The organism is Pseudomonas sp. RIT-PI-AD, from assembly GCF_025642785.1.
In the GTDB taxonomy this organism is placed as follows: Bacteria; Pseudomonadota; Gammaproteobacteria; order Pseudomonadales; family Pseudomonadaceae; genus Pseudomonas_T.
Genome location: NZ_JANZKU010000077.1, coordinates 1 through 391 on the forward strand (window position 1 = coordinate 1; position 391 = coordinate 391).

Annotated in this window: 1 pseudogene; it reads right to left on the reverse strand. The window is 62.7% G+C overall.

Going from position 1 to position 391, the window contains the following annotated elements:
* Positions 1 to 391: pseudogene (locus OGL92_RS22105) on the reverse strand (type VI secretion system tip protein VgrG); the annotation flags it as partial.

A 391-nucleotide genomic window follows, 5' to 3' on the forward strand; every position in this document is an offset into this window, starting at 1 on the left:
CCAGTTCTTGCCGATGTCGTCGCTTTCGTTGCGGTCGACGGTCTTGGTGCGGTTCTTGTGCACCGTCACCTTTTCGTTGCCGTCCACCTCTTCCGTGCGGTTCTTGTGGATGCTGATCTTCTCGTTGCCGTCCACTTCCTCGGTGCGGTTGCCGTGCACCGTGATGGTTTCGTGGCGGTCTACGGTCTCGGTGCGGTCACGCTTGACCTGGGTGGTCTCGTCGCGGTCGATGGTCTTGCTGCGGTCGTTGCCCACCCAGTGGGTCTCGTCGTGCTCGACCTCGATGTCCTGGTTCTTCTCGGCGTGGATCCACACCTGTTCTTCGCCGCGCTTGTCCTCGAAGCGCAGGGCGTTGGCGTTGTCGTAGCCGCCGCCATGGCTGGAGCGGGTC